General features: G+C 66.2%; 16 protein-coding genes. 11 read left to right on the top strand and 5 right to left on the bottom strand.

Features of this window, described 5'->3' with window-relative positions; translation table 11 throughout:
* The first annotated feature begins 6 nt into the window (after positions 1-6).
* The 3 genes from J1N60_RS18670 (at position 7) to J1N60_RS18660 (ending at position 5,334) form a co-directional block, all read left to right on the top strand.
* The gene (locus J1N60_RS18670) at positions 7-2,091 is read left to right on the top strand and encodes a DUF7997 domain-containing protein (RefSeq protein ID WP_312909454.1); all 2,085 of its coding nucleotides are present in this window, start codon (positions 7-9) and stop codon (positions 2,089-2,091) included.
* A 169-nt stretch (positions 2,092-2,260) separates the two neighbouring features.
* Positions 2,261-3,586: a cobyrinic acid a,c-diamide synthase gene (locus J1N60_RS18665; RefSeq protein WP_312909453.1), complete on the top strand. Its 1,326-nt coding sequence runs from the start codon at positions 2,261-2,263 to the stop codon at positions 3,584-3,586.
* A gap of 266 nt (positions 3,587-3,852) precedes the next feature.
* The gene (locus J1N60_RS18660; RefSeq protein ID WP_312909452.1) at positions 3,853-5,334 is read left to right on the top strand and encodes a cobyric acid synthase; all 1,482 of its coding nucleotides are present in this window, start codon (positions 3,853-3,855) and stop codon (positions 5,332-5,334) included.
* A gap of 69 nt (positions 5,335-5,403) precedes the next feature.
* On the opposite strand, the gene J1N60_RS18655 is transcribed toward J1N60_RS18660, so the two are convergent.
* On the bottom strand, positions 5,404-6,534 hold the full coding sequence (locus J1N60_RS18655) for an ABC transporter ATP-binding protein (protein ID WP_312909451.1): 1,131 nt from the start codon (positions 6,532-6,534) through the stop codon (positions 5,404-5,406).
* 226 nt (positions 6,535-6,760) lie between these two features.
* Here J1N60_RS18655 and J1N60_RS18650 point away from each other — a divergent pair, with 226 nt between their 5' ends.
* The 5 genes from J1N60_RS18650 to J1N60_RS18630 all read left to right on the top strand — a co-directional run bounded on the left by J1N60_RS18650 (position 6,761) and on the right by J1N60_RS18630 (position 13,953).
* Complete coding sequence (locus J1N60_RS18650; protein WP_312909450.1) at positions 6,761-9,241, top strand: glycoside hydrolase family 15 protein; 2,481 nt, start codon at positions 6,761-6,763, stop codon at positions 9,239-9,241.
* A 76-nt stretch (positions 9,242-9,317) separates the two neighbouring features.
* The gene (locus J1N60_RS18645) at positions 9,318-10,646 is read left to right on the top strand and encodes an extracellular solute-binding protein (protein ID WP_312909449.1); all 1,329 of its coding nucleotides are present in this window, start codon (positions 9,318-9,320) and stop codon (positions 10,644-10,646) included.
* Positions 10,647-10,723: 77 nt separating this feature from the next.
* Positions 10,724-11,653, top strand: a complete 930-nt coding sequence (locus J1N60_RS18640) for a carbohydrate ABC transporter permease (RefSeq protein WP_312909448.1) — start codon at positions 10,724-10,726, stop codon at positions 11,651-11,653.
* A gap of 2 nt (positions 11,654-11,655) precedes the next feature.
* Positions 11,656-12,735: a sugar ABC transporter permease gene (locus J1N60_RS18635; protein WP_312909447.1), complete on the top strand. Its 1,080-nt coding sequence runs from the start codon at positions 11,656-11,658 to the stop codon at positions 12,733-12,735.
* Positions 12,736-12,996: 261 nt separating this feature from the next.
* The gene (locus tag J1N60_RS18630; protein WP_312909446.1) at positions 12,997-13,953 is read left to right on the top strand and encodes a TIGR03557 family F420-dependent LLM class oxidoreductase; all 957 of its coding nucleotides are present in this window, start codon (positions 12,997-12,999) and stop codon (positions 13,951-13,953) included.
* A gap of 126 nt (positions 13,954-14,079) precedes the next feature.
* On the opposite strand, the gene J1N60_RS18625 is transcribed toward J1N60_RS18630, so the two are convergent.
* Together J1N60_RS18625 and J1N60_RS18620 are read right to left on the bottom strand one after the other, a co-directional pair.
* A complete protein-coding gene (locus J1N60_RS18625) occupies positions 14,080-14,538 on the bottom strand; it encodes an SPW repeat domain-containing protein (RefSeq protein ID WP_312909445.1) in 459 nt (152 codons plus the stop codon).
* Between the two features lie 243 nt (positions 14,539-14,781).
* Positions 14,782-16,203, bottom strand: coding sequence for a heme o synthase (locus tag J1N60_RS18620; RefSeq protein ID WP_312909444.1), 1,422 nt, complete (start codon positions 16,201-16,203; stop codon positions 14,782-14,784).
* 288 nt (positions 16,204-16,491) lie between these two features.
* On the opposite strand from J1N60_RS18620, the gene J1N60_RS18615 reads away from it, so the two are divergent.
* The gene (locus tag J1N60_RS18615; RefSeq protein WP_312909443.1) at positions 16,492-16,707 is read left to right on the top strand and encodes a hypothetical protein; all 216 of its coding nucleotides are present in this window, start codon (positions 16,492-16,494) and stop codon (positions 16,705-16,707) included.
* A gap of 2 nt (positions 16,708-16,709) precedes the next feature.
* Here the strand turns inward: J1N60_RS18615 and J1N60_RS18610 are convergent, their stop codons facing one another.
* Entirely contained in the window at positions 16,710-17,870 is a 1,161-nt protein-coding gene (locus J1N60_RS18610; protein ID WP_312909442.1) for an ArsA family ATPase, read from the bottom strand.
* Between the two features lie 120 nt (positions 17,871-17,990).
* Positions 17,991-19,091, bottom strand: coding sequence for a pyridoxal phosphate-dependent aminotransferase (locus J1N60_RS18605; RefSeq protein ID WP_312909441.1), 1,101 nt, complete (start codon positions 19,089-19,091; stop codon positions 17,991-17,993).
* Positions 19,092-19,197: 106 nt separating this feature from the next.
* Here J1N60_RS18605 and J1N60_RS18600 point away from each other — a divergent pair, with 106 nt between their 5' ends.
* Both J1N60_RS18600 and J1N60_RS18595 read left to right on the top strand, forming a co-directional pair.
* Entirely contained in the window at positions 19,198-19,620 is a 423-nt protein-coding gene (locus tag J1N60_RS18600; RefSeq protein WP_312909440.1) for a nuclear transport factor 2 family protein, read from the top strand.
* A gap of 135 nt (positions 19,621-19,755) precedes the next feature.
* Entirely contained in the window at positions 19,756-20,376 is a 621-nt protein-coding gene (locus J1N60_RS18595) for a CinA family protein (protein WP_312909439.1), read from the top strand.
* The last annotated feature ends 186 nt before the right edge of the window (positions 20,377-20,562 follow it).

Genomic DNA, 20,562 nt, shown 5'->3' with positions numbered 1-20,562 from the left:
GAGTTAATGACGCTACGCGCCGCGCTCGACGACTACAAGCGATACCAGGGGTCCCCGACTGCGTTCCCCGGCGAGCGCCGGACCACGAGCGGCCGTTTCTCTGGACTGGCCGGCCGAACCGTCCACGTCGGCCGAGATGGAACGCTCCGAGACTTTTCCTATCCGCTCACTGGCTACTATGGGATTGACCGCTCTCGATTCGGCGTTCGGATCGACGGCGAGATACGGTGGCTCGACGAACTCGAGACGACGTCCCAGTCGTACGTCGACGACACGGCGCTGGTCCAGACGACCTTCGCGGGCGAGGACCTCGGCATCGAACTCGAACTCGAGCGCCTGGACCTCACGCTCGATGAGGTGCACGTGACCCACGTCACGGTCACCGAGGGGAGTGCCGACGCGCTCGCGGCGTTCGTCTCGTTCGCGCCGGGAGGACGCGACGACCGGATCGGGCAACTCGTCTACGACGATCCGGGCATCGTCGAGGTGTACCATCGGGCGGAACACGACTTCCTGACGAGCGAACCCCGCTTCGAGACGGTCGGCGGTCAGCTTCCCGAACGACTGGCGGACGTTCTCGACGACGGACCCGTGGATTTCCCCCGCGGCGAGGAGACGGGCCAGTACGAGGACGGCCGACTCGGCGGGTACGTGCTCGGCTTCGTGCCGTTCGAGGACGGGAGTGCGACGGTCGTCAGCCGTCTCACCGGCGCCCCCGACTCGTCGGCCGTCGTCGACGACCTCGTCGAACGAACCGCTGCGCTCGCCGACGGCGAATCGATCCGAGCGGCGGCGCCCTCGATTTCCGCGGGTCGGGAGGGAAGCGACGATGCCGGGACCGGGACCGGAGCAGGAATCGAGATCGAGACCGAGACCGAGACCGAGACAGCGGACCTCGAGCACGCGGCCGTCGTCGACGACCTCCGCGTCCTCGGCGTCCTCTCGAGCGAACGCGGCAGTCGCATGGCCGGTCCCGACTTCGACCCCCACTACGAGTACTCCGGGGGTTACGGCTACACCTGGTTCCGCGACGACGCCGAAATCGCCCGCTTCCTCCTCGAGAGCGCGGACGCCCTCGACCTGGACCTCGAGACCGTCCACGAACACAGCGCGACCTTCTACGTCGACGCCCAACTCGAGGACGGCACCTGGCCTCATCGGGTCTGGCCCGACGACGGCTCGCTCGCGCCTGGCTGGGCGAACGATCACGTCGGTGGCGACGGCGTGGACTACCAGGCCGACCAGACCGCTAGCGTCCTCTCGTACCTCGCGACGTACGCGGAGACGAGCGACGAGCGAGCCCGCGAGGTCGAGCCCGTGATCGAGCGGGGCCTGGCGGGTCTCGACGCCACCCTCGCCGAGGATGGGCTGCCGGTCGCCTGCCAGAACGCCTGGGAGAACATGGCCGGCCGATTTACCCACACCGCTGCGACCTTCCTCCACGCCTACGCCGCCGTCGCGGGGGCTCCGATCGACGAGGAACTGCGAGCACACGCCCGCGAGCAAGCGCGAGTCGTCTACCACGGCCTCGATCAACTCTGGGATGACGACCGCGGCATCTACGTCCTCCGGGACCGCGACGGCGACCTCGACTCTCGGCTGGACTCGAGCACGTTCGCCCTCGTCGACGCCCACGCGGCCTACGACGCGCTCGAGTCGGTCGACGACGAACGCCGCGAACGCCTGCGCCAGCACGTCGACGCGACGCTGGACGGACTCGCCCGGGAGACCGACGCCGTCTCCGGGCTGATCCGCTTCGAGGGCGACGACTGGCGTACTCGCACGCAAGCAGACGAGAAGATCTGGACCGTCTCGACGGCCTGGGGAGCCAACGCCGCCGTCTCGCTCGCTCGACTCCTCGAGGACGACGCGTACCTCGAGCGCGCCCGCGACCTCCTCGCGGAACTGTTCCCCGGGGGGAGTCTCTGCCTCGAGTCGGGCTACCTGCCCGAACAGGTCTTCGACGACGGCACCCCCGACAGCGCGACGCCGCTCGGGTGGCCCCACGCGCTCCGGCTGGCGACGGTCGCGCAGTTGCGCGAGCTCGACGACCCGGTTCGTCAGGAGCGCTCGACGCCGGTCTCGAACTGACGGTAACGACGCTCGAGCGTGCTCGCCTCGATACCTTTTTTCTTCGGGCTGTCCAACCGCGAACGAACTGAGTCTCGATGACCGAATCGAAGCCGACCTGCGTCCACCCGCCCGCAACGTCGACGAACCCGAGGCCGACCGAATCCCTCGCGACCGGGGTCGATCGATCGTGAACGGGTTCGTCCTCGCCGGCACGAGTTCCGGCGTCGGCAAGACCGTCGCGACGCTCGCGACGATCCGGACCCTCGAAGACGCCGGCTACGACGTCCAACCTGCGAAAGCGGGTCCGGATTTCATCGATCCGAGCCACCACGAGGCCGTAGCGAGTCGCCCCTCGAGAACGCTCGACCCGTGGCTCGAGGGCGTCGAAGGGATGCGACGAAATTACCACCGCGGCGAGGGCGACGTCTGCGTCGTCGAGGGAATGATGGGGCTGTACGACGGCGACGCCTCGAGTACGGCGGGGCTCGCCGAGGCACTCGACCTCCCCGTCGTCCTCGTGGTCGACGCGGCTGCCGGGATGGAGAGCGTGGCTGCGACGGCGCTCGGATTTCGCCGCTACGCCGAGCTCGCCGACCGCGACGTCGAGGTGGCCGGAATCGTCGCCCAGCGCGCTCACGGCGGCCGTCACGAGGACGGAATCAGGAACGCACTCCCGGAAGACCTGGCGTACTTCGGCCGTGTCTCGCCGCATCCAGACCTCGAGATTCCCGACCGTCACCTCGGGTTACACACCGGGGAGGAGGCGCCGCTCGAGGCGGATGCGCTGCGGACGGCCGCCAACCTGGATGTCGACCGATTGGTTTCGCTCGCTCGCTCACCCCCGAAACCGCGGTCGGTCGCCGAAACCGCCGCCGGGGGCGATGCCCGTATCGCGGTTGCGTCTGACCAGGCGTTCTGTTTTCGATATCCGGCGACGATCGAGCGGCTGCGCGAACGCGCTGCCGTCCGAACGTTTTCCCCCGTAGCGGGCGACCCGATCCCCGACTGCGACGGCGTCTACCTCCCCGGCGGCTATCCGGAACTCCACGCCGCCGACCTGTCCGCCGGGGGAACGCTCGCAGAACTCGAGGCGCGGGCGAGCGAGGGCGTCCCGGTGTTCGGCGAGTGCGGCGGGTTGATGGTCATGGCGGAGTCGTTGACGACGGTCGACGGCGAACACCATCGACTGGCTGGAATTTTGCCGGCGGACGTGACGATGTGTGAGCGCTATCAGGCGCTCGATCACGTCGAACTGGCGGCCACACGCGACGGACTCACTGCCCGAGCCGGCGAAACCCTCCGCGGCCACGAGTTTCACTACTCCCGGGCGGACGCGGCCACCGACGCGCGGTTCGCCTTCGAAGTGCGACGCGGCGAGGGGATCACCGGCGACGCCGACGGCCTGCTCGAGTACGCGTCCCTCGGGACGTACGCGCACGTCCACCCCGAGAGCGGCGCGTTCGACCGGTTCCTCGAGGCGGTTGCGGCGAACGGCGGCGGTTACAGCCGCTGAACCTCGGTCTCTGCGGGCACTCGAGCCGTCAGTGCGGCGATCGTGGAGGCCGGAGACGGCGGGCATCAGGAATCGGGCATCGGGAATCGGGTATCTTCGAGCAACTGAGAGAACGCGTCCGGTTCGGGAACGGGAAACGCCACCATTTTGCGCCCGCCGACCGAGCGAGTCGGTAATGCGTCAGTCTGTGCCACCGAACGGTACGAACGTGGGCGTCGGACGACCACGAGTGCGTGCTGCCCCGTTCTCGAGGGGATCGAACACGGATGACTGAAACCGTCCTCGTCGCCGGCACCGCGAGCCACGTCGGCAAGAGCACGCTCGCGGCCGGACTCTGCCGGCTCCTGGCTCGACGGGGCGTCTCCGTGGCTCCGTTCAAGGCCCAGAACATGAGCAACAACGCTCGAGTGGCACTCGCGCCCGACGGGACGTGGGGCGAGATTGGGGTTTCCCAGTACGTCCAGTCGCGAGCGGCCCGTGTCGTTCCGACGACCGACGTCAACCCCGTTCTGCTGAAACCGAGAGGGGACGGTGAGAGTCAGCTGATCGTTCACGGCGAGGCGGTCGCGAACGTCAGTGCCGGGGGGTACTACGACGACCATTGGTCGGTCGCCCGACGCGCCGCCGAGGAGTCCCACGAGCGTCTCGCGGCGGATCACGACGTAATCGTCGCGGAAGGGGCCGGAAGCATCGCCGAAATCAACCTCCACGATCGGGACCTGGCCAACGTCGAAACCGCACGGTTCGCCGACGCCGACATCGTGATTGCCGTCGACATCGAGCGCGGCGGCGCGTTCGCCAGCCTGTACGGGACGCTCGAGCTCCTCCCGGACGACCTCCGGGAACGGGTCGCTGGTGCGATCATCACCAAGTTTCGGGGCGACCCGTCGCTCCTGACCTCCGGCATCGAGGAACTCGAAGCCCGGACCGGCGTGCCGATACTCGGGGTGGTCCCCCACGACGACCCCGGGTTGCCCGCGGAGGACAGCGTCTCCGTCCCCGAGTTGAACGCGAACGAGTCGCGTCCCGTCGGCGACGACGTTCCCGCTGGTCGATCGGTCACGATAGCGGTCCCACGGCTCCCCCGAATCTCGAACTTTACCGACCTCGAGCCCCTGAGTAGCGAGCCGGGCGTTCGCGTGGAGTACGTGCCGCTCGAGGCAGATCTGACCGACGCCGATGCGGTGATCGTTCCGGGAACGAAGAACACCGTCGACGATCTGCAGGCGCTCGTCGACGCCGGGTTCGACGACCACCTCCGGGCCTTCGAGGGGCCGATCGTCGGCCTGTGTGGCGGCTATCAACTGCTCGGCGAGCGCCTCGAGAACGCCGCCCTCGAGAGTACGCGGGACGTCGACACCGTCGAGGGGGTCGGACTCTTACCGGTCGAAACGCGGTTTTCACCAGAGAAGCGCGTCGAGCGCGTCTCGCGGTCGGTAAGCGGCGACGGACCGTTCGACATCGCGGGAGCCGTCACCGGTTACGAGATCCGGATGGGGCGCACCACACTCACGGCACCGGCCCCCCAGCCGTTCGGTCCGGAGAGCTGTGCCTCGGGGCTGGTGGTCGGAACCTACCTGCACGGCCTGTTCGAGAACGATTGCGTCCGCGAAGCGTTCCTCGCGTCGGTGTTCGAGTCGGCGAGCGTGCTTCCGCCGCGTTCCCAGGCCGACGACGAGGGGTCGCCGTACGATCGAGCGGCGTCGCTGCTCGAGACGCACGTCGACATCGGACCGGTCGGATTCTGATCGACGTCGCTGAAGGCGAACCGTTCGATCGCACGGCAGCAACCGGGCGAATGGCCAGAAAAAACGCGTTCAGGCTTCCGGAGCCGCCGGCTCACGTCGCTGGGGGTGGAGCAACGACTCGCCAGTGTCCCGGTCGAAGAGTCGGATCTTCGATTCGTCGAACGTGATCTCGATGGTCTCGCCCACGGTGGGCTTGACGTCGGCGTTGACGCGAGCGATGAAGTCGTCGTGGACGTCGAGGTAGAGGTAGTTGTCGCTCCCGATCGGCTCGAGGACGTCGACCGTCGTCTGGATGCCGTCCGAACCGGGATCGGCCGTGTAGATGTCCTCGGGGCGGATGCCGAGGGTGACCGGCTGTCCGTCCTCGACGTCGATATCGGCGGCGTACTCGGGCGACAGCGAGTAGCGGAAGTCCTCGCCGTCAGTGAGGACCAGCGAGTTGCCGGACGTGCGGGCAACGAGGTCGAGGAAGTTCATCGACGGCGACCCGACGAAGCCGCCGACGAATTCGTTCGCGGGTTTATCGTAGACGTGGGTCGGCGCGCCGACTTGCTGGAGTTCGCCGTCGTTGAGGATGACGATCTTGTCACCCATGGTCATCGCCTCCTCCTGGTCGTGGGTGACGTAGACGGAGGTGATGCCGAGTTCGTCCTGGAGGCGCTGGATCTCGGCGCGCATCGTGGTCCGGAGCTTCGCGTCGAGGTTCGAGAGCGGTTCGTCGAACAGGAAGAGTTTGGGTTCGCGGACGATCGCTCGCCCGAGGGCGACGCGCTGTTTCTGGCCGCCGGAGAGTTCGTCGGGCTTCTGGTCGAGGAGTTCCTCGATGTCCATCATCTCGGCCGCCCACTGGACTTTCTCCTCTCGCTCGGCTTTCGACAGGTCCGTGCTCATCCGCAGGCCGAAGGCCATGTTCTGGAAGACCGTCTTGTGCGGATACAGCGCATAGTTCTGAAACACCATCGCGATGTCTCGATCCCGGGCACTCTGGCTCGTGACCTCCTCGTCGCCGAGGGAGATCGACCCGCTCGTCGGTTTCTCGAGGCCGGCGATCATGCGCAGCGTCGTCGTCTTCCCACACCCCGAGGGCCCGACGACGGTGACGAACTCGCCGTCTTCGACCTCGAGACTCAGATCGTCGACGGCGACAATTGCTCCGCGGTCGTACTCCTTTCGGAGGTTCTCGACTCTCAGACTCGCCATTTCCTAGGTGTGGGTGAATCGCACATATAATTCTTTTCCTCGATTTCAAACGAATGATGCACTATTTCGTAGTATTTTTATCCGTGGCTGGGTGAGATTCGGTATCGTATTCCAGCGGCTGCTGGCACTTTCGGTCGAGACTCGCTTCACCAGTCCTCGAGAGCGCCCGCGGGTAGGTCGTCCATCGTTCGACGACACGCACGCAGCAGTCAGCATTGAGATACCCATGACGACACCGAATTCGACCCACGACGACTCGAATCGATTTCCCGCCGTGAGCTGGGCGAGCGGCGAAACCTACGGACTCGAGACGCCCCACGACTACGACACCGACGATCCAACGCGCGTCTGGTGTACGCTGACCGAGGGAGCGATCACCGAACCGCGATTCCCGCGCGTGGACGTGATGAACCTGCGAACGCTGTCGTTCATCGTCACCGACGGCGACGGCTACGTAGCGCGAACGAGTCGACCGACCCAGCGTACGACCGATTCGCTCGAGCGCACCGTGATGCCGACGGCCGACGACGCGCTCGTCTACGAACACCAATTTCGTGAGACGGCGGCGGGTCACGACTGGGCACTGACCGTCGAAACCGCCGTCGATACCGAGAGCGAGGCGCTGTGCTGTTCGCTCGCCTTCGACGCGGCCGACGCGCTCACCGAGTACGATGTCTACGTCGTCGGCCAGCCGACGCCATCCGCACGAGGCGTCCACATCCGCGCCGAACGCGTGGGCGAGACCGGCGACCACGGCCTCGTCGCGTACGACACCGAGGGTGGCTCGACCGTCATTCACGACCAGGATGGCGAACCCTACCGCGTGGCGTTGGCACTCGAGGCCGCAGACGGATTCGACTGGGCGGCGGTCCGCGAGGGCGGCGAGAACGGGACGGAACCGCTCGAGGGGGACGACGGGGCCGCGGCTTCGGGCGAGGGAATCGTCTCGCTCGGCGCTCGCGTCGGGACGGATGTTTCTGCTCTCGAGACCGAGGTCGCGCTCGGATTCGCGACCGACGCGGACGTGGACGCGGCACGGGCGGAAACGAGGCGAACGCTCGAGCGCGGCTCCGAGACGATTCGCGAGGACTACGTCGCCTCCTGGCGGTCGTATCTCGCGGACCTGGACGTCCCCGCGAGCGTCGTCGACGACCCGGACCGGCGCGTCCAGTACGACTTCGCGGCGATGACCCTCAAAGCCGTCGAGGACAAGACGTTCGTCGGGGCGGGTCTCGCCTCTCCCTCGGTCCCCTGGGGAACCGGCGTCGAGGCCACCGAAGCGGCGGACTACGGCTACAACTTCGTCTGGTCGCGCGACCTCTACCAGGTCTCGACCGCCTTCGAGGCGATGGGCGACGTCGAGAGCGCGATCGACGCCACGGCGTACCTCTTTCGCTACCAGCTCGAGGACGACGGCTTCCTCCCGCAGAACACCTACCTCGAGGGGACCACGCGATGGGGTGGCGAGCAACTGGACAACATTTCGTTCCCGATCGTGATGGCCTACCAGCTCGCGAACCGTCACGACCACGGGCTCGATCAGGCCAGCTACGACTACGAGGACGTGCGGACCATCGCGGAGTATATCCTGCGAAGCGGGCCCGACAGCGAACAGGAGCGCTGGGAGGAAGAGGCGGGCTACTCCCCGAGCACGATCGCCGCCGAAATCGCGGGGCTCGTCTGTGCGGCCTGGTTCGCCGACCGCGTGGGCGCCGACGAGGACGCCATCCGCTATCTCGCGGTCGCCGACGACTGGTCGCGCGGCGTCGAAGAGTGGTGCGCCACGACGACGGGCACCGACGAGCACGCGACGCCCTACTACGTTCGCGTGAGCGTTGACGGCCGGCCCGATGAGCCGAGCGAGCGGACGCTCGCCAACGGCGGCCCGACGCTCGACGAGCGCGACATCGTCGACGCGGGCTTCCTCGAACTCGTTCGGCTGGGAATCCTCTCCTGGGACGACGAGGTCGTCCGCAACTCGCTCGCCGTCGTCGACGAGACGATCCGCGTCGACACGCCCCACGGCCCCGCGTGGTACCGCTACAACGGCGACGGCTACGGCGAACAGACCGCCGACGGACCGGACGGCGCTGGCGCACCCTGGTCGCTCACCCACGCGGGCAAGGGGCGACTGTGGCCAATCTTCACCGGTGAGCGCGGAGAGTACGAACTGCTCGCCGACGAGACCGACGCCGACCTCGAGCCGGCGGCCCTCCTGGAGACGATGACCAGTTTCGCCAACAGCGGCCGCATGCTCCCGGAACAGGTCTGGGACAGCGAAGACCCGACCGACTTCGGCTGGACGTTCGGCAGCGGAACGGCGGCCGCGACGCCCCTGGCGTGGAGTTGCGCCCAGTACGTTCGGCTCGCTCACTCGATCGACGCCGGATATCCGATCGAAACGCCCGAAATAGTCGCGGACTTCTTCCGCGAACGAGGTCGTGGTCGCACCTCGAGTGAGTCGACGACCCCGACGCTCGAACTCGAGGCTGATAACGAGACGGTGTCGGGAACCACCGACGGCGATTACGTCGTCGCGCAGACGGATGCAGGAGTCGAGACGAGAGCGGTCACGGACGGGCGGTTCTCGCTCGAGAGGGGCGATGCAGCGTCACCGATACGTGTCGTCGCCGTCAGCGGCGGGGAGGACGTCTGGGACCTCGACACAGCGACCGTGGTCCTCCAACCGAATCGGGACGCACCGTGACCACGAGTGTGGTTGGCATCCGCATCCAAAGGACTAAATAGGTGAAGTTATAATTCATCACGTATTCACCATGACAATGGATAGGAGGACGCTGGTGAAGTACCTCGCGGGTGCCTCGGCGGCAGGTGCCCTGGCAGGATGTATCAGTACCGAAGATCCCAGCGGCAACGGTGATGGGAACGGAAACGGCAACGGGGATGGCAATGGAAACGGCAACGGGAACGGCAACGGAGACTACGAGGAGGACGAAGACTGGCCGACCGTCGAACCCGAGGGCGTCTCCGGCGAGGCAGAACTCTGGCACGACCTCAGCGAAGGCGAACAGGACTCCTTCACCTCGTACGTCGAGGAGTTCAACGGCAGCTACGACATCACGATCAGCCCGAACGCGGTGTCGGAACTCGAGGATCAGACGACGGCGTCGATCCCCGCCGGCGACGGTCCCGAACTGTTCGTCTGGGCCCACGACTGGGTCGGGAAGTACTACGAAAACGGCTTCCTGAGCGACCAGAGCGACAACCTCAACATCGATCCCGAGGAGTACTTCGGGGAGAACGCGAACTCGGCGCGCTACGACGGCGCGACCCTCGGCCTGCCATTCGCAGCCGAAACCGTCGCTCTCGTCTACAACAAGGAGTACGTCGACGAGGCGCCCGAGACGTTCGATGAAGTGCTCGAGATCGCCGAGGAGTACCACGCTCCCGAGGACAACACCTACGGGTTCACCTGGCCGATGGACGCTTACCACGTCAGCGCGTTCCCACACGGCTTCGGCGGCTACTACTACGACGAGGAGTCGGGCGAACTCGGCCTCACGAACGACGAGACCATCGCCGGCTTCCAGTACGTCATCGATAACGTCTGGGACTACATGCCGGCCGATCCCGGCGGAGAGGCCCAGCAGTCGGTGTTCATCGAGGGCAACTCGCCGTTCCTCATCACTGGCCCGTGGAACCTCGGCAACTTCGAGGACAACGACCTCGACTACGGTATCGCACCGTGGCCCGAGGTCGAGGGCAACGAGCCCAGCCCGTTCACGGGCGTCCAGCTGTTCTACTTCGCCGCCGCGATGGACGAAGACCAGGAGCGAGCCGATTCGGCAATCGGGTTCGCGGAGTGGTACACGACCAACACGAGCCTGATCGCCGAACAGGCGGACAAACACGGGTTCATCCCGGTCCACAACGCCTTCGCGGACGACGGCGAAGAATCGGATGCACTGTCCGACAACTTGCAGGGCTTCTCCGCGGCCGTGAACCAGGGCAACCCGATGCCGACCGCCGCCGACTTCCAGGCCGTCTGGGAACCGCTCGAGACCGAGTGGTTCGAGGCTCTCAACGGCAACAAGTCCGTCGAGGATGCGATGGCCGACGCCGAGAGTCAAATTCAGGACGCCTGGAACTGAACGTCTGACCACCAATGAGCCTTTCTTCAGCCGGAGCGCGCTCACGGGACGGGTACCGTGCGGTAGTACCGGAGTCAATGCGAGCGTGGATCAGTGACAACAGCGCGTTGTTCCTGGTCTTGCCGGGTCTGTTTTTCTTCTCGCTGTTCATGTTCTTCCCGCTCCTGTTTACGATCTACCTGTCCTTTACGGACGCCGAACCAGCGACCGTCTTCCAGGACGGCCCCGGCGGAATAACTGGCTTCTTCGGCCTGCGCGGGGTGGAGAACTTCGTCGGTCTGGAGAATTACGTGTCGGTTCTGTCCGATCCCGCCTTCTGGAATTCGCTCGGAATCACGTGGCTGTTCGTCGTGCTGAGTGTCACGCTCAAGGTGGCCTTCGGCATCTTCCTCGCGATGCTCGTGACGAGCGACCGCGTCCGCGGAAAGCGGTATCTCCGGTCGATCATCATCATCCCGTGGGCCCTGCCACCGATATTCACGATCACCATCTGGAGGGGGGTGTTCAGCTCGGCTCGGTTCGGCCTGGCGAACCAGGCGATTGCCGTCTTCGGCATGGCGCCGAAATCGTGGTTCAACGACCGATGGCTCGCGTTCGGGACCTACCTGCTGACCGAGATGTGGCTGGCGTACCCCTTCATGGTGATCATCACCGTGAGCGCGCTCCAGGCCGTCCCGGACGACCTGATCGACGCCGCGAAGGTCGACGGCGCTGGCTTCATTCACCGATTCCTGAACGTAACCGTGCCGTCGATCAAACGACCCGTAATGTTCGCGGCAATCCTGACCGCTGCGGCGTCGTTCACCCAGTTCCTGATCCCCTACGTGTTCAACCGGGGCGGACCGGGTCGAGCGAACGAACTCATCATCCTGTACGGCTACCGGGAAGCGTTCACGTTCGACGCCTACGGGGCCGGGGCCGCGATCATGATGACCGCCGTCGTCTTCATCGGCATCTTCATGCTCGCCGCGGTCTGGAAGGGGCAGCTGGCAGAGGGGGTGAACTAACCATGACGATGCTCGAAAGTATTCGCCGAAAACTCGCACGCGACGTACGCACGGCAATCGACAAGCCGGCCGAATTCCGGGCCGACGTGGAGTACACGATCGAGGGAGTCAAGCGGGGAACGATCTCGCCGCGGGACGTGTTGATCCCCGCCGTCTCGACGCTCGCGACGCTCGCGTTCGTCTTCGTGCTGTTGATCCCCATCTACTGGGTACTCATGATCGCCCTGCAGGGAGACGGGGCCACGCTTTACTCCACCGACAGCGCGGGTCTGATCCCCAAGGAATTCAGCCCGGAGGCGTTCGTCTGGGTCGTTGGCGACCTGTACATTCCCGGCGCAATCGTCCGGATCGCCGTTCCCTTTACCGACGTCGTGTACTACTTCGAGTGGCCGCGCATCGTCTTCCTCGACGCGAGCAACTACGTCGACACGACGTCTGACTTCCCCAGGTACTTCTGGAACAGCCTGTTCATCGGCGTCGCCACCGTCGTGATCGCCATGTCACTCATCGTCCCGGCCGCCTACGCGTTCTCTCGCCGGGAGTTCGCCGGCCGGATGAAGCTGCTCTACGGCTACATTCTGTTCACCCAGATCGGCGGCGGCCTCGGCATCGCGGCGCTGATCGCTCTGTACACAATCTTCTCGAGCACCGGGCTCACCAACAACAAACTCGTGTTGGCGGTCTACTACGCGGCGATGGCCGTACCGTTCAACACCTGGCTATTGAAGACGTACATGGACTCGATTCCGGTCTCCTACGAGGAGGCGGCGATCATGGACGGGGCCTCCCCGTTCCGCGTCGCCTGGGAGATCGTCCTGCCGCTGGCGAAGCCGGGGCTGGCGACGATCTTCATCTTCATCTTCCTCACCGGGTGGATGGAGTTCATCGTCGCCCAGCTGGTGTTGCGTCCCGAGAACTACACGCTCCCCGTCGGGCTGTTCAGCCTGGTCGACACCTACACAGTACCGTGGGGGCGGTTCTCGGCGTTCGCACTGGTGTACGCCTCGCCCATCGTGTTCGTCTACATGTTCGCCCAGCGCTACATCGAGAGTGGACTCTCCTTCGGCGGCGTCTCGGGGTAGGGGTAGGGGTAGCCCGCCCTCGAGCAACGTTCTCCAGTTTTCACGTCCCAAAGCGTCCTCAATTTCCACGTCCCATGGCGTGACGCTCGCGCGAACGAGTTCCGACACTATCGCGAGTCACATTGCGGGCCAGATCCGCTCCGGATTGCCGAACGCGTGCGAATCGGCTGCCCGATCCTGGTGAGCCTCGAGACGACCACCGCCGGCGAGTGGCGTATGCAAGTGTAGCGACTACTCCCGTGGCCCGTGAAACGAACGGACATGACCCAGTTCGGGTACACGCTCTCGAGCGAGGAACAGGGCCCTGACCGACTCGTCGACCTCGCGGTCGCTGCCGAGGAGGCCGGCTTCGACTTCGTCTCCATCTCGGATCACTTTCACCCCTGGATCAGCGCCCAGGGCGAGTCCCCGTTCGTCTGGAGCACCCTCGGCGCGATCGCCCGGGAAACCGAGGAGATCGAGATTGGTGTCGGCGTCACCTGCCCCATCGTCCGCATCCACCCGGTTAACGTCGCCCAGGCCGTCGCGACGGTCCAGGAGCTGGCCGACGGCCGGTTCACCTTCGGGGTCGGAACCGGCGAGAACCTGAACGAACACGTCGTCGGCGAGCGCTGGCCCGAGCACTCGGTTCGCCTCGAGATGCTCGACGAGGCCATCCACGTCATGCGCGAACTCTGGACGGGCGAGCCGATCAGTTTCCACGGGGAGCACTTCACCGTCGAGGACGCGAGGCTCTACACCGTGCCCGACGAGGACCCCGACGTCGTCGTCTCGGCGTTCGGTCCGAAAACTGCCAGGATGGCCGCCGCGGAAGGTGATGGCCTCTGGACCGTCGGCCCACAGGAGGAGGTCATCGAGGCCTACGAGGACGCCGGCGGGGACGGACCGACCTACACCCAGCTCGACGTCTGCTACGCCGACAGCGAGGAGGAGGCGATCGACACGGTGTACGAAATGTGGCCGAACGGCGCGCTCCCGGGCGAGCTGAGCCAGGCGCTTCCGAGCCCGGCCCACTTCGAGCAGGCGACCCAGATGGTCGAGAAGGAGGACATCGCGGAGGGGTCGACGGTGACCGATCCCGACCCCAACGCGCACGTCGATTCGCTCGAGGAGGCGGTCGACGCCGGGTTCGACCACGTCTACGTCCACCAGATCGGCGACGAGGAGGAGCGCGCGATCGAGTTCTACGCGGAGACGGTGCTGCCCGAGGTCAGGTAGAGTTGGGTCCGAGGGTGGTGTCGGATCGCGTTCGACCCGGCCGGTCACATTCTCGAGGCGCCTCGGCCGTCTCGGCCGGCAGACACTGTCAGCGAGCACCTCGACTATCTCGGCTGATAGCCACCGTCACCGGGCATCTTCGGCCGCGTCCACTCCGGCCGCGGTCGGCGTGCGGCTCCCGGCGTAGGCGACGTAGCCGGCGAGCAGCGCCGTCAGGGCACCCGAGACGATGGTGCTCCAGTAGGCGCCACTGGCGTCGGTCCCGTACGCGAGCACGAACGGCGAGAGCAGTACCCACAATCCCAGGATCGTCACGAGTGCCATCGCGGGCGTACTCGAGGGGTGAGCCGACTGGATCCGGTAGTAGTTGTAGCCGGCGAGCAGGAAGATCGACGCGCCCACGAGCGCGTTGTTCCAGATGGCCGTCTCCGCCGTCCCGTAGACGAACGGCGAGACCGCGATCCAGAGGCCGATCAGCGAGACGAATCCGCTGAGCCACTTCTGGCCGCTCGCGTTCCCTCGCGCCGTTCGCGTCGTTCGGTCGTCGACTGTCGCATCCGTCGAACCGCGTGATGAGTCGCTCATGTTTATCCTCGAGTCGGCTCCAACCAGGGCGCCCTAAAAGGCGGTCGACCGTTCGAGCCGCTGGTTCGCGGCCTCGAGGCTCCGCGCTGCCGGCTGTGACTGCCACCCGAGTCGACGATCGACTGTCTGGACGACTAATCCAGGATTATCGGCGACTCGAGGTGCCACGAAACCGGAAGGGTCGGCGTGGACAGTCGACTCGAGCGTGTCGGAATCGATAACGGCTGGTTACCCGCTCTGGGATCACGCACCGACGACGACGAGCGCGTCGACCAGAATCGCCACGAGGACGGCCCCGAGGAACGCGTTCGAGGCGTGGAACGCGCGGAACGCGGCCCGTTCGGTCTGCTCGAAGTGGAGGTCGACGGCGAACCAGAGGAAGAGGCCGCCAAAGCACACGACGGTGACGGAGTAGAGCGCGCCGAGGTTCGTGAGCCAGACGAGCGCGACCGCGCCGACGAGCGTCGCCCCGATGTAATACAGGATGTGCTTTCGCGTGACGGTTTCGCCCCGGACGACGGGCATCATCGGGAAGCCGCCGCGGGCGTAGTCGTCCTGGTAGGCCAGCGCGAGGTTGTAGAAGTGCGCGGGCGTCCAGAGGAAGATCAGGCCCGCCAGCGCCAGGGCGGGGACGCCGATCTCGTTGGTGACGGCCGCCCAGCCAATGAGCGCCGGAAGCGCGCCGGCGAACCCGCCGATGACCGTGTTCTGGACGGTGTTCGGCTTGAGCAACAGCGTGTAGACGACGCTGTAAAAGAGGATGGCTACGAGGCCGAGGGCGGCCGCCAGCGCGTTGATCGACAGGAAGACCGTCATCGACGCAGCTGTGAGGAACAACCCGAACAGCAGGGCGTTCCGGACCGGAATCAGGTCGGTCGCCAGCGGGCGGTCAGCCGTCCTGGACATCTGCTTATCGATGTCGCGCTCGAGGACGTGGTTGAACGTCCCCGAGGCGCCGATGGCAAGGACGCCGCCGCCGAGGGTCGCGACGATGGTCGAGGCCTCGAGGTCCGGCCCCGCGGCCAGCGCCATGCCGGCGGCGGCGACCAGACACAGCAGCCACATGAGCCGCGGCTTCATCATCTTGAAGTAGGCGTAGGCGGTGAGCCGGGCTCTGGCGAGTCCGCCGTCGGGAAGCTGTCGGGGCGGGGCGTCGCCGGTGTCGATCGGTTCCGGCGGCTCCATCCGGTCGTCGTTCGAGCCGGTGGTGACCTCGAGGTCCCACGCGAGCGCGAGGACGACGAACGCGAAGATGGCGACGCCGATGGTGAGGTGTAATCCGGGGATCAGCGCCTGCGGTCCCATCGTCGCCGTGAGTGCGCCGACGGCGACCTGGATCGGGTACAGGGCGACGGCGGCGTACAGGGCGCACCGGACGCGCCGGGTGGCGTCGCCGATCGCGGCCACGAGGGTCGTGCCGATCAGCAGGAGGCCGACGAAAACGGCGGCGATGCGATGGCCCCACGCAATCGCAAGTTCGGTCTGGCTCAGCGGGTCGGTAGGCGGGGCACACACCGGCCAGGACGTGCACGCGGTGACGGCGTTCGTCAGCGACGTGGTCGCGCCGACGATCACCAGGAGGTAGACGCCGACGGCGGTCGCTGCCAGCAACCCGGCGAACCGTGAGCGCGTCTCGATCGGACGAGGGAACGGCGGCGATGACACGTGTCTCTAGAGGAGGGTTCGTCTCCGTGTATTTAGGGGTCCCGCTTTTTTGCCCGGCCGTCCACCGTTCGCGGCGCTCGATTCGGCGCCCATTCGGCCGGCCGATTCGTCACTCGGCTGTCCGACCACCCACGGCGCCGGTCGTACGTTCGACGAACGACACTCGATATCGGGGCGCCTTTGCTCCTCGAGGTGCCCCGTCGAGACACGTATGTTCGCTCGACGAAACCCTCGCTCCTCGAGACCCGCGGCAACCGGAAAACCACTCCGAACGGAGGCGGAGGATCGATGAACGTGCTCGCCGTCGTCGGCGCGGTGCTGGTGGTAAGCGGCGTCGCCGGGATCCGGATGGCACCGCGGATGATCGACGCACAGGCCGAACGCGGGGTCGGCGCCGCGGCCTCGGCCGGCGTCTCCCGGGACGATCGAATTCGCGTGATGAAGGGGTCTGGGGTGGTGATTACGCTCGTCGGATTCGGACTGATTCTCCTGAGCGTTTCCTGAGGTCACCGCAAGCAGGCCGCCACGACCTCGAGCATCGACTCGCCTTTGACCTCCTCGGCGAACAACGGGACGCGCCGCACGTCGGTCGCGCGAAAGAGGTCCTGGGCCTCCATCAGCGCGTTCTGCTGGACGTCCCAGCGGCGCTGGCAGAACGCACAGGACTCGAGGTCGGGCTGTAGAAACTCACCCTCGACGTCGTCGGTGACCTCAGCCAGCGGCTCCATCACGCGATTGACGACGACTGTCCCGACGGGAATGTCGAACTCGTTCAACTGGGCACGCAGTCGCTTCGACTCGAGGACGCTCATCTCTTCGGGGACCATGACGATCCGGAAGTCGGTTCGCTCGGGGTCCTGGAGTACGGCGCGGAGGCGTTCGATGCGCTCTCGGAGGATCTCGAGGTCCTGGAGGTCGTTTTCGTCTGCCTCACCGGCGTCGCCGAACATCCCCTTGATCCCGTCGACCATGCTGCCCACGCGCTGGCGGAAGCTGATGATCCGGCCCATCATCGTGTCCATAATCTCTGGCAACTGGAGCAATCGGAGGGTATGGCCCGTCGGTGCCGTGTCGACCACCACACGGTCGAATCGGTCGTCGTCGAGGTACTCGAGGAGGGTCTGCATCGCGGCGGCTTCGTCGGCACCGGGCATTGTCCCGCCGAAGAGCATATCCATCGGCGTGTCCTCGCCCATGAACTGGCCGAGGCCGCCCAGCGCGTCGGGGCCGCCTTCGGCCATGAACGCGGCCTGGCCCTCCTCGAGGGCCGCGTCGGGATCGATCTCGGCCGCAAAGAGTGGAATGTCCTCCCGGAGGCGCTCGGGCCGGGTCCCGATCTCGGTCTCGAAGGTGTCAGAGAGGGAGTGCGCTGGGTCGGTCGAGACGACGAGCGTCGCGGTTCCGCGTCTGGCGCTGTCGAGGGCCGTCGCGGCGGCCATGGTCGTCTTGCCGACGCCGCCTTTCCCGCCGTAGAGGACGTAGGCGGGACCGTCGACGGGTTCGTCGGATGGCTCGACGTCGATAGTCTGTCGATCTGTGTCCCCGCTCGCGTCCATATCCTCGTCGGCCCCGTCGTCGACCGATTCCGTCGGCGTCACTTCGATCGTGTTGTCCGCGTCTTCGGCCGCGTCGGTCTCGTCGACGGGATCGACATCGAGTCCGCTCATGCTCGAGGCTATCGGTCGGAGCCACGAGTACCCGTCGGTTGCGAGCGCTCGAGTCGAGCAGCGATTAGCGATTCGCGGTTAGCGAGTGGCGAGCAGCGAGCAGCAAATACGGAGCAGCGATCAGCCGAAGTACTCGGCCAGCCGATCGGCGGCCACCTCGAGTCGCGGCGTCACGAGCGCGAATCGGAGCCAGTCATCGCGGGCGGTGCCGAATGCCTCGCCTGGCATCCCGGCGACGCCGGCCTCGTCGATCAGGCGCTCGACGTTCTCGAGCGTACCAGGATACCCCTCGAACCGGGCCAGGACGTAGAACGCGCCGTCTGGACGGGTGTACTCGGCGCCGGCCTCCTCGAGCGCCGCGGTGAAGGTGTCGACGCGCTCGCGGAGCAGTTCGCGGTTGGCCTCGTAGTACTCGGGGCCGGTCTCCCGGAGCGCCTGGAGGACGGCGTACTGGGCCGGGGCGCTTCCGGCGACGTTCACCAGCATGTGGCGACTCTTGGCGTCGTCGACGAGGTGCGGTGGGAAGATGGCGTAGCCGACGCGAAAGCCCGTGATCGCCAGCGACTTCGAGAACGCGTTCGTGACGATCCGGTGATCCGAGTCGATCCCGAGCGCGCTCGAGAACGTCCCGGAGAGGTCGTAGTGGTCGTACACCTCGTCGGCGACGAGGATCGAGTCGTTGGCCTCGGCGATGGCGACGAGTTCCGTCACCGTCGACTCGGGGTAGACCGCGCCGGTGGGGTTGTTCGGGGTATTGACGACGATGGCGGCCGTCTCCTCGCTCGCCGCCTCGCGGACTGCATCGGGATCGAGCTGGCCGTTTTCGGCCGCCTCGACGTACGTCGGCTCGCCGCCGAGCATCGTCGTCTTGCCCGGGTAGTACGAGTAGACGGGGTCGGTCAGGATCACCTCGGACCCTGCACCCCGCTCGAGCGCCCGGGCCATCGCCAGGTAGTTCGCCTCGCCGGCCCCGTTCGTGACGACGACCTGCTCGAGGTCGACGCCGCGGCGAGTCGCAATCTCCTCGCGGAGGCTTCGAAGGCCCTCGCTGGGCGGGTACTGGAAGTACTCGCTCTCGAGGTCGGCGTACTCGTGGAGGCCGTCCCGGAGGGCCTGTGGCGGTTCCCAGTCTGGGTTGCCGCTGACCATGTCGACGACGTCCCGGTCGGCCTCGGCGGCGTAGCCCATGACGTGAAAGAAGAGGGGCGTTTCGTACTCCATGTGCGCTCGTGCGCCGTCGGAGATGGTGATTCTTTCGTCACGCGGATCCAACGACCGGGCGGGCCGATGCCATAGAACCATTGCCCTCGAGTGCGTGTGATGGGCCATGCCTCCGCTGGATGACACGCCCAACGGAATCGACCCCGAGGCGCTCGTGCGGCGCTACTACGATCGCGTCGACGCCGACGACGTCGAGGGACTGCTCGAACTCTTCTCGAAGACGATCACCTACGAACGTCCCGGACAGGACCCGATCGAGGGCCGCGAGGAACTTCGGGCGTTCTACGAGCGGGGCCGCCCGCTCGAGGACGGTGAGCACCGCCTCGAGGCCGTAATCGTGGACCTCGGCGGTGCTGGAGACGACGGCGGAAACGGCGACAGCAACGGCAATCGGGTAGCCGTCCGCGGCCGTTTCTCGGGCGTTCAGGACGGCGAGTCGGTTTCGTTCGGCTTCGCCGATTTCCACGACGTAAACGCCGACGGCGTGATCGAAAACCGCTGGACGTACACGGATCGCGATACGGTCTGAGGGGGCGCTTGAGCCACTTTCGAGTGAACGGCCTTCCTCTGACGGTACCTCTCGACGGAACCGCGTGACGAAAGCACGCTCTCGAGCGGTTCGTCAACCCCACGATTCACGGCGGTGGCTCCCGTCGGAGGAGACATGAGCAACGCCAACGTCGATTCGGAACGGCCTGCCGAATCGTCACCGACAGATCCAGCCACCCGTACCGATTCGGCGTCTGGAGCGATACAGTTCGAAGCGCTCCTCGACCTCGTCTCCGGAGTAGGCGAACGACTCCGCGAGCGCGGTGACACCCTCGCCGTCGCCGAGTCCTGCACCGGCGGCCTCCTCGGAGGCGCGATCACCGCGATTCCAGGCTCGAGCGACTACTTCGACAGCGGCCACGTCGTCTACGCCTACGACGCCAAACGACGCCACCTCGGCGTCTCCCGCGAGTCGCTGGACGAACACGGGGCCGTCTCCGAACCCGTGGCCCTCGAGATGGCGCGCGGGGTACGCGACGTCACGGACGCCACGTGGGGGCTCTCGATCACGGGCGTCGCCGGGCCCAGCGGCGGAACCGCGGAGACGCCGGTCGGGACGGTCTTCATCGGGGTCGCCTACGCCGGTCCCTGGGGGACCGAAACCTCGTTCGCGACGGCGACGCGCCATCAGTTCGACGGCGACCGACACGACGTTCGCATGCAGACGGTTCGCACGGCGCTCGAGCGGTTGCAGGCGGTGCTCGAGTCCGAATCTGACTCCGAATCGACGCCGTGATTTCACTACACTTTCGATACTAATACGGTATATTATCTATAGCAAAGACGGATTGTCTGGCGATGTGGACGGTACCTCGAACGAACAGGTGGTGAAAAAGCCTGACCGGTGACGAGAACGCTCGAGCGAACGGTAACCGGTACACCTGGCACCACTCGTGGCGAGGGGGCTCGCAACCAGCCGAAC

The sequence above is a fragment of the Natronosalvus caseinilyticus genome, from assembly GCF_017357105.1.
GTDB classification, from domain to species: domain Archaea; phylum Halobacteriota; class Halobacteria; order Halobacteriales; family Natrialbaceae; genus Natronosalvus; species Natronosalvus caseinilyticus.
Note: the sequence above shows the minus strand (reverse complement) of the source record. Positions and strands in the feature narration are given on the sequence as shown.